Consider the following 12,001-nt stretch of genomic DNA (forward strand, 5'->3'; position numbering starts at 1 on the left):
CGTCCGATGCCCACCTCCGCCTCCCTGCGCCACCCTCGCGTGGGCACCTGCGTGCTCGCCCTCGTGCTGCTGTTCTGCGTCGCGGCCGCGGCGGTGCAGGCGCTGCGGCCCGAATACGACTGGTGGCAGGCGCCGCTGAGCTTCTACCTGGCCGGACCGAACAGCGCCTGGCTGCGGGCGGCGTATTACGGCCTGGGCCTGGGCTCGGTGCTGCTGGCCTTCGGCCTGTGGACCACGCTGGCGCCGGCCGCGCGGCTCGTGCTGGTGCCGGTGCTGCTGGTCGCCGGCGGCATCGCCCTGGCGGTTACCGCGACCTGGCCCGGCGCCAGTCCGGGCCATCCGGTCACCGATGCGGGTGCGGTCATCCACGGACTGTCGGCGATCAGCGCTTTCCTGTTCGTCGGCGTGGCCATGCTGCTGCAGTCGGCGACCCTGCACCGCGACCCGCACTGGCGCGCGCTCGCCTCGCCGCTGCTGGCGCTGGCGGCGCTGGCCTTCGCCGGGCTGTGGCTGCACGCACTGTGGAAGGACCTGCCGCGCGGCGGCTCGCAGAAAGCGGTGATCGCGCTGTACCTGGCCTGGCTGGGATTGGCCGGCTGGCATCTGCGCCGGGCGCCCGCGCTCACTTCCCGGACCTGACCGCCGCCAGCACCTGGCGCAGCTTGGCCCGTGCCGCGCCGCTGCACCTCAGCCCCGGTGCGTGCGCGCCAGGTACTCCGCGCTCTGCATCTCGATCAGCCGCGACGCCGTGCGCTCGAATGCGCCAGCCAGGCGCGTTCCGGCGTACAGCGCCACCGGCGGCGCGTCGGCGGTGCAGACCAGGGTGACCTGGCGGTCGTAGAACTCGTCGACCAGGTTGACGAAGCGGCGGGCGGCGTCCTCGTTGTTGGCGCCGAACGCGGGGATGCCGCCGAGCAGCACGATCTGGAACTCGCGGGCGATCTCGATGTAGTCGTCGGTGGAACGCGGCCCTTCGCACAGTTCGGCGAAGTCGAACCAGGCCACGCCGTGGCCACGGCCGCGCACGCCGATGCGGCGGCCTTCGATCTGGATGCTGCCGTTGCGCGCGGCCGTACCGGAGGCCAGCGCCTGCCAGCGTTCGGCCAGCCACGGCTCGCTGCCTTCGTCCAGCGGCGCGCGGTACACCGGCGAACGGGTCAGCGCGCGCAGGCGGTAATCCTCGCGGCCGTCGGCGGCCAGCTCGACGCAGTGCTCGCGCAGCTGCGCGATCGCCGGCAGGAAGCGCTCGCGCTGCAGGCCGTCGCGGTACAGATTCTGCGGCGCGGTGTTGGAGGTGGTCACCAGGGTCACGCCCTCGGCGAACAGGCGCTCCAGCAACCGCCCCAGCAGCATCGCGTCGCCGATGTCGGTGACGAAGAACTCGTCCAGCACCAGCACGCGCAGGTGGCTGCGCCATTCGCGGGCGATGGTCGCCAGCGGATCGGACTGGCCGGCGTGCAGTCGCAGCTGCTCGTGCACCCCGCGCATGAAGCGGTGGAAATGGGTTCGCTGTTTCTGCGCCAGCGGCAGCGCCTCGTAGAACAGGTCGACCAGGAAGGTCTTGCCGCGGCCCACGCCACCCCACAGGTACAGGCCGCGCACCGGCGCCGCGCGCTTGCCCAGGCCGAGCCGGGCGAGCAGGCCGGTCGGGGTGGCAGCCAGCAGTTCGCGCTGGATCCGGTCCAGTTCGCGCAGCGCCGGGTGCTGGGCCGGATCGTCGCGCCAGCGGCCCGCGGCCACGCCTTCGGCATAGGCCTGCGACGGTGTGCGCGCTGCGTCCTCCACGCTCACGCCGGCGGCAGCCACGCCTTCACTTCGTGCTGCAGCGCGCCGCGCAGGTCGATCAGCTTGCGGTGGAAGAAGTGGCTGGTGTCGTGCATGCGCACCAGCTGCGGCTTGCGCGGCAAGGCGTCGATCCAGTCGTAGACCGACTGCGGGTCGACGATCTCGTCGGCATCGCCCTGGATCACCAGCCACGGCACGTCGGGAACCTCGATCTGGCCGAATTCCCAGCCGCGGCCGGCCGCCGGCGGGGCGATCGAGATGATCGCGTCCGGCTGCAGCTGCGCGGCGCTGGACAGGCTCACGTACGCACCGAAGCTGAAACCGGCCAGCCACAGCGCATCGTCCGGCCGCGCCGCGCGCGCCCAGTCCACCACCGTGCGCAGGTCTTCGCGCTCGCCCTGGCCCTGGTCGAAGGCGCCGGCCGAACCGCCGGTGCCGCGGAAGTTGAAGCGCACGGTGGTCGCGCCCAGTTCGCGCAGCGCGCGCGCGACCATGGTCACCACCTTGTTGTGCATGGTCCCGCCTTCGGTCGGCAGCGGGTGGCAGACCACGGCCAGCAACGGCCGGGCCCCGGCCGGCTCGGGGAAGTCGACCGCGACCTCGAGCGCGCCGGCGGGGCCTTCGAGCAGCAGCGTGGTGGGTTCGGTGGGGAAGGCGGGCTGGGGCATGCGTGCATGATACAGGCGGGCCGGAATGCACCTCGGGCGGGGGCTTCTTCGGGGGCGATCCGGCGAGGCGGCGGGCGTGCGGCGTTCGTTGGGGCCCTGCGGTGATGTCGCGTTGAACGCGGCATGGGGTGAGCGGATCGGGTCGCCCATGAATGGGGCTCCTACAATGGGGGCCCTTACTCGCTCCGGGTTCCGATGCATTTCATCCTGCTGAGCATGTGCTGCAGCGTGCTGGTCGCGGTGCTGCTGAAGCTGGCGCCGCGGCGCGGCTGGGACGTGGCGCAGATGGTGACCTGGAACTACCTGGCCGCTGCGCTGCTCAGCGCCTGGCTGCTGCAGCCGCCACCGGCCGCACTGCGCCAGCCCGGGGCGCCATGGCCGGAGCTGCTGGCGCTGGCCCTGGTCCTGCCCACCCTGTTCCTGGTCCTGGCCGCCTGCGTGCGCCGCTCCGGCATCGTCCGCACCGACGTGGCCCAGCGCCTGTCGCTGCTGCTGTCGCTGGCCGCGGCCTTCCTCCTGTTCGGCGAACAGGCCGGCCCGATGAAGCTGGCGGGACTGGCGCTGGGCCTGTGCGCAGTGGTCGGCATCCTCGCCCGGCCCGATCCCCGCGCTGCGCCCGACCGTCGCGGCTGGCTCCTGCTGCTGGCGGTGTGGGCCGGCTTCGCCGTGGTCGACGTGCTGCTCAAGCGCCTGGCGCTGGCCGGCACGCCGGCCACCGCCGCGCTGATGGTGGCGTTCGTGCTGGCCTTCTTCGGCATGCTCGCGTGGCAGGCCTGGCGCCGCGTGCGCCACGGCGTACGCCCGGGGCTGCGCCACGTCGGTGCCGGACTGCTGCTGGGCGCGCTGAACTTCGGCAACATCGTGTTCTACGTGCGCGCCCACCAGGCCCTGCCGGACAGCCCGGCGGTGGTATTCGCGACGATGAACATCGGCGTGGTCCTGCTCGGCACCGCAGTGGGCGTGCTGGCGTTCGGCGAGAAGACCTCGGCGTTGAACCGGATTGCCATTGCGCTGGCGGTGTCGGCGATCGCCCTGATCGCATTGGCGCCCCGCTGAAGCGGCGCGGCCGGCGCCGCAGGAGCCCTTCTGTAGGAGCCCCATTCATGGGCGACCCGACGACATCGGGAGGAACCTGCGTTCAACGCGACGCATCCGGAGGTTCCGCGTTGAACCCCGCGCCTTCCGGTTTCGTCGGGTCGCCCATGAATGGAGCTCCTACAAGAGCGTGGCACCAAGCGGGGCTGGTGGCGCCAGCGCCTAGAATGGCCACATGAGTACCCCGCACGACTCCAGCCTCGGCCGCGAGGTCGCCTATCCGACCGGCTATGACCCGTCACTGCTGTTCCCGATCCCGCGCGCCGGTGCGCGTGCCGAACTGGGACTGGCCGCCGGCGCGCCGCTGCCGTTCGCCGGCCACGATCGCTGGCACGCCTATGAACTGGGCTGGCTGGACGAACGCGGCAAGCCACGCGTGGCCACCGCCACGCTGCAGGTGCCGGCGACCTCGCCGAACCTGGTCGAGTCCAAGTCGCTCAAGCTCTACCTCAACTCGCTAAACGCCGCGCGCTTCGCCGACGCGGCCGCGCTGCGCGCCTGCATCGAGGCGGACCTGTCGCGCTGCGCCGGTGCTCCGGTGACGATGGCCTTCGGCCTGCCACCCATCGCCGGCAGTGCAAGCGCCGATACCGGCGCGGACACAGGCGCCGCCCGCACCGCCACCGGCGAATCGCTGGACGCGATCGAAGCCGACTTCGACACCTACGGCCCGCCCGATGCCACGTTCCTTTCCACCACCCTGGGCGATACGGTCGAAGAACACCTGCACTCGGACCTGCTCAAGTCCAACTGCCCGGTCACCGGCCAGCCGGACTGGGCCAGCGTGCACCTGCGCTATCGCGGCCCGCGGATCGAACGCACCGGCTTGCTGCGCTACCTGGTCAGCTTCCGCGAACACGCCGGGTTCCACGAACAGTGCGTGGAGCGCATCTTCCTCGACGTGCTGCGCCACTGCGCGCCGGCCAGCCTGTCGGTGGAGGCGCGCTACACCCGCCGCGGTGGCCTGGACATCAATCCCTGGCGCGGCACCCCGGGACACCCCGCACCGGCCGCAGTACGCGACCTGCGTCAGTAGGAAAGTGCGCGCCGCGCACGCATTCCAATAAACGCTTCACGAACCCCCGATGCTTTATTAACAGGGGCTGTGAGACCGTGGCCGCGACTCCAAGGGAACGGCGACGGCATGAGCACCGGAAACAAGCCCGACTTCTCCAATGTCCAGGGTGGCGTCCGCAGCACCGAGGCCGAGCGCCCGGACTTCGGCAACGTCCAGGGCGGCGTGACCTCCACCGAGGAGATCGTCAATCCGCCCGAACAGACCTACACCGTCGAGAAGGGCGACAACCTTTCGAAGATCGCCAAGCAGTTCTACGGCAAGGCCACGGCCTGGCCGAAGATCTTCGAGGCCAACCGCGACCAGCTCGACGACCCGGACCGGATCAAGCCCGGCCAGGTGCTGCGGATCCCGGCCGCCGAACAGGACCCGCCGCCGTCGGCGGCCTGACGCGCGCGCCGCCCGGACTTCCTCCGACCTGCCCCTTTCCACCAAGGATGCCTTCATGAGCCGCACCCGCCTGCTGTACCCGCTTTCGGCCGCGCTGGCCGCCGCGCTGGTCCTCTCCGCCTGCAAGAAGCCCGAGCCCGCCCCGGCACCGACGCCGCCGGCGACAGCGCCCGAGCCGACCCCGATCGCCGCACCGGCCGCGGCCACCGCCAGTGTCACCGCGCTGGACCTGGGCAACAGCGTCGGCGCCGACAACCGCGTCGCCGCGCCGGCCAGCACCTTCGCCCCGCGCGACACCATCTACGCCGCGGTGACCACCCGCACCAGCGATGCCGCCGCCCCCGTGCCCGGCAAGCTGACCGCCAAGTGGACCTTCCAGGACGGCCAGACCGTGCACGAGGAAAGCCGCGACCTGAACCTCACCGGCGACGGCGTCACCGCATTCCAGATCAGCAAGCCGGACGGCTTCCCGGCCGGCCGCTACAAGGTCGAAATCTCCCTCGACGGATCGGTCGTCCAGTCGAAGGAGTTCGAGGTGAAGTAAGGAAGCTCTCTCTCCTGTCTCTCTCCCAGCAGGGTGAGCATGATTGGGCGCGGTGCGAACCGCGCCCGTTTTTTTCCTCGCTGTTTCTGCCTCGCGCCTTGATCCACCGCGCCATCGCCGCCATGCAAGGGGTTCATGCCCCGGAGGCGACATGCCCCACGATCCCGCCACGCCCGTCAGCACCGAACACGACCGCCGCCGCCTGCTGCTGGCGTTCAACCTGAGCCTGGCCTTCATCGGCCTGCTGCTGGCGGTCTTCGCGCTGCAGCCGCGCCTGCCGGTGGGCGCCATGGCGGTAACCCCGGGGGAGGCCGCCGGCCTGCTGGGCCTGGTCACCGCGCCGCTGCTGCACGGCTCGGCCGCGCACCTGGCGGCCAATGCCAGCGCGCTGCTGATCCTGGGCACCCTGGCCGGAGCGGTGTATCCGCGCGCCACCCTGCGCGCTCTGCCGCTGATGTGGCTGGGCTCGGGCCTGGGCGCCTGGCTGCTCGGCGAGGCCGGCAGCCGCCACCTCGGTGCCAGCGGGGTGACCCACGGCCTGATGTTCCTGGTGGTCACCCTGGGCCTGCTGCGGCGCGACCGGGCGTCGATCGCCGCGGGCATGATCGTGATGCTGTTCTACGGCGGCTCGGTGCTGGCCGTGCTGCCGCATGGCGACGGCATTTCCTGGCAGTCGCACCTGGGCGGTGCACTGGCGGGCGGGCTGTCGGGCTTCCTGTTCCGCGGCCTCGATCCGATGGCGCCGCGCCAGCGCTACAGCTGGGAGCGCGAGGAGGAAGAGGCGGAACGTGCCGCCATGTCCGGCGATGCGGCGGAGCTGGAGCCGCCGCCGCCGCGCGAAGTGCCGGTGCTGTGGCAGCGCACGCCCGATGACCAGGTGCGCGGCGTGGTGGTGCGCCTGCGGCGCCCGGGCGAACAGGCGCCGCCGGAATAGCGCCACGGGACACCGTTTTTTCATTCGCGACGATCCCCGGCCTGGCGACCCATGTCGCATTCGTGCGTGAATCCGGGTTCGGCGGCATGATGTAGCGGACACCATGTCGCGGGACACCGGCACGACGCCGGTGGTGCACTTCCCGGCGCACTGTGCGCCGGGTCGACGTCCCGTCCGCTGCCATCCACCGGAAGCCACGCCATGAACCAGCACTCTCCAGCAAGCCGCCGCGCCACGCCGGGCCCGACCCACGGCGCACCGTCGCTCCGCATCCTGCCGCCGGTCACGGCGCTGGCGGTCGCATCGCTGCTGCTGGTGTCGTGCACGAGCGCACCGGCACCCCAGGCGTCCTCCGCGCCGGAAGCGCCGGCGACCGCCGTACCCGAGATCCGCCCCGGGATCCTCGCCGGCTACCTGGCGGCCGACGCGATCCCCGACAGCCTGGCGCTGGTACCGGCGCCACCGGCCACCGGCACCGCCGCGCTGGCCCAGGACCACGCGGTGATGCGCGCCGCGCTCGCACTGCGCGGCACGCCGCGCTTCGAACAGGCGCGCCACGATGCCGAACTCGACTTTCCGTTCGCCGCCGGCACCTTCGCCTGCGCGCTGGGCACCGGCATCGACGCGCAGCGCACGCCGGCCACCTATCGCCTGCTGCGCCGCACCCTCACCGATGCGGCGCTGTCCACCCGCGCAGCCAAGGCGCGCTACGAGCGCACGCGCCCGTTCGTGGAAACCGGCGAACCGACCTGTACGCCGGAGGACGAAGCCGACCTGCGCGGCAACGGCTCCTACCCGTCCGGCCACACCGCGATCGGCTGGACCTGGGCGCTGGTGCTGACGCAGGCCGCGCCGGAACGCAGCAACGCCCTGCTCGCACGCGGCCGCAGCTTCGGCGAGAGCCGGCTGGTGTGCAACGTGCACTGGCAGAGCGACGTGCTGCAGGGGCGCTTCATGGCCTCGGGCACGTTCGCGCGGCTGCAGTCCGATCCGGCGTATCGCGCGGACGTGGCGGCGGCGGCGAAGGAGCTGGCGGAGGTGCGGGCACAGGGCGTGCAGCCGGATCGCGATTGTGCCGCGGAGGCGGCTGCGCTGGCGCAACCGCTGCCCGGCGTGCTTTGAGGGCGCGCCGCGCAAACGGAACGCCGGCGTAGGACCGCGACCGCAGGCCTGCAAGGAAACAGCCGGACGCGCCTGCGTGCGCGGCTCCAGTACAACGCACGGCCAGGAACAAGCGCGGGCGACGCGGCTCAGCGCGCCGACGGCATTCCGCAGTAACCCACGAAGGCCTCGTCCGTATTCTCGAAACCTTGCGCCTTGGCAAGTTCCCACGGCCGTTCGCAGCGCGCGCTGCGCTCGCACCAGCGGTAGCCGGCTGACGGGATGCAGCCATGCGCGTCGCGGTCGCCGCCGACGCGCGCTGGCGCCGGGACATCTGCCGTCACCGGCGCCGGTGCGGGCGGCGATGGCGGCGCGCTGCAGGCCGCCAGCACGAATGCCGCCGCCAACAGCAGCGTCCGTCCCTTTGCGGTCGATGTGTCCATGCCTGCTCCCCGCAGCGAAGGTCTGCCGGATGCTACCCCGCCGCGCGTCAGCCCGGCAGCGGCAGCCCGCCCGATGCCTTCACCGTGCGCAGCACGAAGCTCGAGTTCACGTCGGCCACGCCGGAAGCGTTGAGCAGGCGGTCGAGCAGGAAACGCGAGAAGTGCTCCAGGTCGCGCACGTACACGTGCAGCAGGTAATCCATGTCGCCGGTGAGGGCGTGGCAGGCGACCACTTCGTCCCAGTCCTGCACGTTGGCGATGAAGCGCTCGATCCCGGGCGCGCCGTGCTTCTCCAGCTGCACGCGGACGAAGGCCTGCAGGCCCAGGCCCAGCGCCTGCGGGTCCAGCCGCGCGGCGTAGCCGGCGACCACGCCGCTGGCTTCCAGGCGCTGGATCCGGCGCAGGCAGGCCGAGGGCGACAGGTTCACCTGCGCGGCCAAGTCGGCGTTGCTGGCGCGGCCGTCGCGCTGGAGCAGGGCCAGCAGGCGCAGGTCGGTGCGGTCGAAGGCGGTGGTGACGGACATTTGTTGCCACGCAACATCATGGATGCGCAACAAGATTGCGTCATATGGCCATGACCCTGCAACTTTGCAACCCGATTGCGCCGGGTCCGCCCTACGCTGGGACTTCTTCCAGAGGTGCCGCCGCAATGTCCGAAGCCACCACCCCGCGCCGCGTCGAAGGCAAGCCCGCCGACGGCATGCAGACCGACAAGGGCTACGTCCCGGTCTACACCACCGCGGTGGTCGAGCAGCCGTGGCTGGACTACAGCGCCGACGACCACGCCACCTGGGGCACGCTCTACCAGCGCCAGCGCGAACTGCTCGCCGGCCGCGCCTGCGACGAGTTCCTGCAGGCTCAGGACGCGATGGGCATGGACGCGCGCGCGATCCCGCGCTTCGACCAGCTCAACGAGGTCCTCGGCGCGGCCACCGGCTGGACCCTGGTGGGCGTGGAAGGACTGCTACCGGAACTGGATTTCTTCGACCACCTGGCCAACCGCCGCTTCCCGGTGACCTGGTGGATCCGCCGCCCCGAGCAGATCGACTACATCGCCGAACCGGACCTGTTCCACGACCTGTTCGGCCACGTGCCGCTGCTGATGAACCCGATGTTCGCCGACTACATGCAGGCCTATGGCGCCGGCGGCGTGAAGGCACACGCGATCGGGCCGGAGGCGCTGCAGAACCTGACCCGGCTGTACTGGTACACGGTCGAGTTCGGCCTGATCCGCCAGGCCGACGGGCTGCGCATCTACGGCGCCGGCATCGTGTCGTCGAAGGGCGAGTCGCTGCACTCGCTGGAATCGGCCGCGCCAAACCGTCTTGGTTTTGACCTGGAGCGGATCATGCGCACGCGCTACCGGATCGACACCTTCCAGAAGACCTACTTCGTGATCGACAGCTTCGAGCAGCTGATGAACGCGACCGCGCCGGACTTCACCCCGATCTATGCGCGGCTGGCAGCGCAGGACACGATCCCGGCCGGTGGGGTGCGCGACGGCGACAGCGTGCACCAGCGCGGCAGCGGCGAGGGCTGGGCGAGCGACGGCGACGTGTGATGGCGTCGCACGCATAACGCGGGAAGGGATTCTGTAAGAAAAGGGGACGGAGGCAATTACGCTGGCGTAATTGCCTCCGTCCCCTTTTCTTCCTTCAGGGGGCGACCCGACGAGGCCCGCGCGCAGCCACGTTCAACGCAACCGATCCGGACGATCCGCGTTGAACGCCACGCCTTCCGGCGGCATCGGGTCGCCCCCTGAAGTGGACTCCTACAGGAGGGCGGGCGGCTAGACTGGGGGCGCATGCATTCCTTTCGCTGCCCCCGTGCCGGCGGTCGTTCGCTGCTGGCCATGGCCTGCTGCTTCGCCGCGCCGGCGTTGCACGCCGAGACCGTGTCGCTGTCACCGGTCTCGGTCACCGCGCGCGTGCAGTCGGTGCCGGCCTTCGACCTGCCCGCCTCGATCGACGTGATCGACGTCGGCGCCGCCTCGACGCGACCGCAGGCGAGCCTGTCCGAATCGCTGGGCGGCGTGCCCGGCGTGCTCGCGCGCGACCGGCAGAATTTCGCCCAGGACACGCAGCTGTCGATCCGCGGCTTCGGCGCGCGCGCCACCTTCGGCGTGCGCGGCGTGCGCCTGTACGCCGACGGCATCCCGGCGACGATGCCCGACGGGCAGGGCCAGCTCTCGCACTTCGCGCTGGCCGCCGGTGACCGGCTGGAGGTGATGCGCGGCCCGTTCTCGTCGCTGTACGGCAACTCGTCCGGTGGCGTGGTCCAGCTGTGGAGTGCCGATGGCACGGCGACGCCGCAGCTGGACCTGCGCGCGACGGGCGCGAGCTACGGCACCGCCACCGCCAGCGCGCGCCTGCTCGGCAGCGCCGGCGCCACCGGCTACCACCTGGCCGCGGCGCTGTTCGACACCGACGGCTACCGCGAGCACGGCGCCGCGCGCCGCGAATCGCTCAACCTGAAGCTGCACCGCGACCTGCCTGGCGGCGGCCGGCTGGAACTGGTCGGCAACCATTTCGATGCGCCCGATGCGCAGGATCCGCTCGGCCTGGACCGCGCGCAGTGGCGGGAAGACCCGCGCCAGGCCACGCCGCAGGCGCTGCTGTTCGATACCCGCAAGTCGGCGCGCCAGGGGCAGCTGGGCGTGACCTGGAGCCAGCCGCTGGCCGCGGCGACGACGCTGCGGCTGGCCGCATACGGCGGCCGGCGCGAAGTGGAACAGTACCTGGCGGTGCCGGTCGCCGCGCAGGCCAATCCGCTCAGCGCCGGCGGCGTGGTCGACCTCGACGGCGGCTACGGCGGCTTCGATGCGCGGACGACATGGACGGCGCTGGACGGGGATTTCGAATTCACCGTCGGCGCCAGTGGCGAACAACAGCAGCAGCAGCGGCGCGGTTACGAGAATTTCGCCGATGGCCGGCTCGGCGTGCGTGGTGCGCTGCGTCGCGACCAGGACGACGGCGTGCGCAATCAGGACGGGTACGCGCAGGCGTGGTGGCGGTTTTCGCCGCGCTGGGCGCTGCAGGCCGGCGCGCGCTACAGCCAGGTGCGGTTCCGCTCCGACGACCATTACGTCACCGGCGCCAATCCGGACGACAGCGGCGAGGCCGGATACGCGCAGGCCACGCCGGTCGCCGGACTGGTGTTCTCGCCCGGCGCGGACTGGCGCGTGTACCTGTCCGCCGGCCGCGGCTTCGAGACGCCGACCTTCAACGAACTGGCGTATCGCGCCGACGGCCAGGGCGGGCTGGCCTTCGACCTGCGCCCGGCGGTGAGCCGCAACCTGGAGCTGGGGACGAAGTGGCGCGGCGCCGATGGATGGACACTGGCGGCGGCGCTGTTCCGCGCCGATACCCGCGACGAGCTGGCGGTTGCGCGCAACAGCGGCGGCCGCAGCAGCTTCCACAACGTCGGCCGCGCGCGCCGGCAGGGCGCGGAACTGTCGGCGCAGCTGCCGCTGGCCGCGGGCTGGTCGCTGGAACTGGCGGCCACCTGGCTGGACGCGCGTTTCCGTGATCCGTTCTGCAGCGGTTCCTGCGCCACGCCGGGCACGGGCGTGGCTGCGGGCACGCGCATCCCCGGCCTGCCGCGGCAAAGCGGCCGGCTGCGGCTGGCGCACGAATACGCACTGTGGAATTTCGCCGCGGAGGCCACCGGCATCGGTGCGGTGAACGCGAACGATCGCGGCAACGCGGTGGCGCCGGGCTACGGCCTGTTCGCGATCGAGGCCGCGAGGGTGCTGCCGGAACTGGCGCCGGGCCTGCGCGCCTTCATGCGCGTGGACAACCTGTTCGACCGCGACCATGCCGGTTCGGTGATCGTCAACGAGGCCAATGGCCGTTACTACGAACCGGCATGGTCGCGGTCGAACAGGTTGTCCACGCGCACTGTCTTTTATACACTTCTGACGCTGCCGACGACGAGGGTAGTGGTGCTATCGGGTGGGGGCCGGTT

At 71.6% G+C, this 12,001-nt stretch carries 13 protein-coding genes; 9 read left to right on the forward strand and 4 right to left on the reverse strand.

Annotated features, from left to right (window positions below; translation table 11 throughout):
* The first annotated feature begins 6 nt into the window (after positions 1-6).
* Positions 7-639, forward strand: coding sequence for a DUF998 domain-containing protein (locus tag CSC64_RS05630; RefSeq protein ID WP_162434348.1), 633 nt, complete (start codon positions 7-9; stop codon positions 637-639).
* A 48-nt stretch (positions 640-687) separates the two neighbouring features.
* On the opposite strand, the gene zapE is transcribed toward CSC64_RS05630, so the two are convergent.
* Both zapE and CSC64_RS05640 read right to left on the reverse strand, forming a co-directional pair.
* Positions 688-1,806, reverse strand: coding sequence for a cell division protein ZapE (gene zapE / locus CSC64_RS05635; RefSeq protein ID WP_162434349.1), 1,119 nt, complete (start codon positions 1,804-1,806; stop codon positions 688-690).
* Positions 1,788-2,453, reverse strand: a complete 666-nt coding sequence (locus CSC64_RS05640) for an alpha/beta hydrolase (protein ID WP_162434350.1) — start codon at positions 2,451-2,453, stop codon at positions 1,788-1,790. Before CSC64_RS05640 ends, zapE begins: the two co-directional genes overlap by 19 nt.
* 195 nt (positions 2,454-2,648) lie before the next feature.
* Here CSC64_RS05640 and CSC64_RS05645 point away from each other — a divergent pair, with 195 nt between their 5' ends.
* From CSC64_RS05645 to CSC64_RS05670, 6 genes are all read left to right on the forward strand, one after another.
* On the forward strand, positions 2,649-3,509 hold the full coding sequence (locus CSC64_RS05645; RefSeq protein ID WP_162434351.1) for a DMT family transporter: 861 nt from the start codon (positions 2,649-2,651) through the stop codon (positions 3,507-3,509).
* A gap of 214 nt (positions 3,510-3,723) precedes the next feature.
* Complete coding sequence (gene queF, locus CSC64_RS05650) at positions 3,724-4,584, forward strand: NADPH-dependent 7-cyano-7-deazaguanine reductase QueF (protein ID WP_162434352.1); 861 nt, start codon at positions 3,724-3,726, stop codon at positions 4,582-4,584.
* A 108-nt stretch (positions 4,585-4,692) separates the two neighbouring features.
* Positions 4,693-5,013: a LysM peptidoglycan-binding domain-containing protein gene (locus CSC64_RS05655; RefSeq protein WP_162434353.1), complete on the forward strand. Its 321-nt coding sequence runs from the start codon at positions 4,693-4,695 to the stop codon at positions 5,011-5,013.
* A gap of 55 nt (positions 5,014-5,068) precedes the next feature.
* On the forward strand, positions 5,069-5,557 hold the full coding sequence (locus tag CSC64_RS05660) for a hypothetical protein (RefSeq protein ID WP_162434354.1): 489 nt from the start codon (positions 5,069-5,071) through the stop codon (positions 5,555-5,557).
* A 151-nt stretch (positions 5,558-5,708) separates the two neighbouring features.
* On the forward strand, positions 5,709-6,491 hold the full coding sequence (locus CSC64_RS05665) for a rhomboid family intramembrane serine protease (protein ID WP_162434355.1): 783 nt from the start codon (positions 5,709-5,711) through the stop codon (positions 6,489-6,491).
* 201 nt (positions 6,492-6,692) lie between these two features.
* The gene (locus tag CSC64_RS05670; protein ID WP_162434356.1) at positions 6,693-7,613 is read left to right on the forward strand and encodes an acid phosphatase; all 921 of its coding nucleotides are present in this window, start codon (positions 6,693-6,695) and stop codon (positions 7,611-7,613) included.
* A gap of 128 nt (positions 7,614-7,741) precedes the next feature.
* Here CSC64_RS05670 and CSC64_RS05675 read toward each other — a convergent pair whose 3' ends face one another.
* Positions 7,742-8,035, reverse strand: coding sequence for a hypothetical protein (locus tag CSC64_RS05675; RefSeq protein WP_162434357.1), 294 nt, complete (start codon positions 8,033-8,035; stop codon positions 7,742-7,744).
* A gap of 47 nt (positions 8,036-8,082) precedes the next feature.
* Entirely contained in the window at positions 8,083-8,559 is a 477-nt protein-coding gene (locus CSC64_RS05680) for an Lrp/AsnC family transcriptional regulator (protein ID WP_162434358.1), read from the reverse strand.
* Positions 8,560-8,684: 125 nt separating this feature from the next.
* Between CSC64_RS05680 and phhA the strand changes: the two genes are divergently transcribed.
* On the forward strand, positions 8,685-9,596 hold the full coding sequence (gene phhA, locus CSC64_RS05685) for a phenylalanine 4-monooxygenase (protein ID WP_162434359.1): 912 nt from the start codon (positions 8,685-8,687) through the stop codon (positions 9,594-9,596).
* 243 nt (positions 9,597-9,839) lie between these two features.
* On the forward strand, positions 9,840-12,001 hold a 2,162-nt coding region (locus CSC64_RS05690; RefSeq protein WP_238389774.1), incomplete at its 3' end, for a TonB-dependent receptor family protein.

The sequence above is a fragment of the Pseudoxanthomonas koreensis genome, assembly GCF_010093225.1.
In the GTDB taxonomy this organism is placed as follows: Bacteria; Pseudomonadota; Gammaproteobacteria; order Xanthomonadales; family Xanthomonadaceae; genus Pseudoxanthomonas; species Pseudoxanthomonas koreensis.

What these genes read in the sequence shown, in the direction of transcription:
- queF (WP_162434352.1), top strand. Translation starts at nt 3,724, where the DNA reads ATGAGTACCCCGCACGACTCCAGCCTCGGCCGCGAGGTCGCCTATCCG.
- CSC64_RS05655 (WP_162434353.1), top strand. Translation starts at nt 4,693, where the DNA reads ATGAGCACCGGAAACAAGCCCGACTTCTCCAATGTCCAGGGTGGCGTC.
- phhA (WP_162434359.1), top strand. Translation starts at nt 8,685, where the DNA reads ATGTCCGAAGCCACCACCCCGCGCCGCGTCGAAGGCAAGCCCGCCGAC.
- CSC64_RS05680 (WP_162434358.1), bottom strand. Translation starts at nt 8,559, where the DNA reads ATGTCCGTCACCACCGCCTTCGACCGCACCGACCTGCGCCTGCTGGCC.
- CSC64_RS05670 (WP_162434356.1), top strand. Translation starts at nt 6,693, where the DNA reads ATGAACCAGCACTCTCCAGCAAGCCGCCGCGCCACGCCGGGCCCGACC.
- CSC64_RS05640 (WP_162434350.1), bottom strand. Translation starts at nt 2,453, where the DNA reads ATGCCCCAGCCCGCCTTCCCCACCGAACCCACCACGCTGCTGCTCGAA.
- CSC64_RS05660 (WP_162434354.1), top strand. Translation starts at nt 5,069, where the DNA reads ATGAGCCGCACCCGCCTGCTGTACCCGCTTTCGGCCGCGCTGGCCGCC.
- CSC64_RS05675 (WP_162434357.1), bottom strand. Translation starts at nt 8,035, where the DNA reads ATGGACACATCGACCGCAAAGGGACGGACGCTGCTGTTGGCGGCGGCA.
- CSC64_RS05665 (WP_162434355.1), top strand. Translation starts at nt 5,709, where the DNA reads ATGCCCCACGATCCCGCCACGCCCGTCAGCACCGAACACGACCGCCGC.
- CSC64_RS05645 (WP_162434351.1), top strand. Translation starts at nt 2,649, where the DNA reads ATGCATTTCATCCTGCTGAGCATGTGCTGCAGCGTGCTGGTCGCGGTG.
- CSC64_RS05630 (WP_162434348.1), top strand. Translation starts at nt 7, where the DNA reads ATGCCCACCTCCGCCTCCCTGCGCCACCCTCGCGTGGGCACCTGCGTG.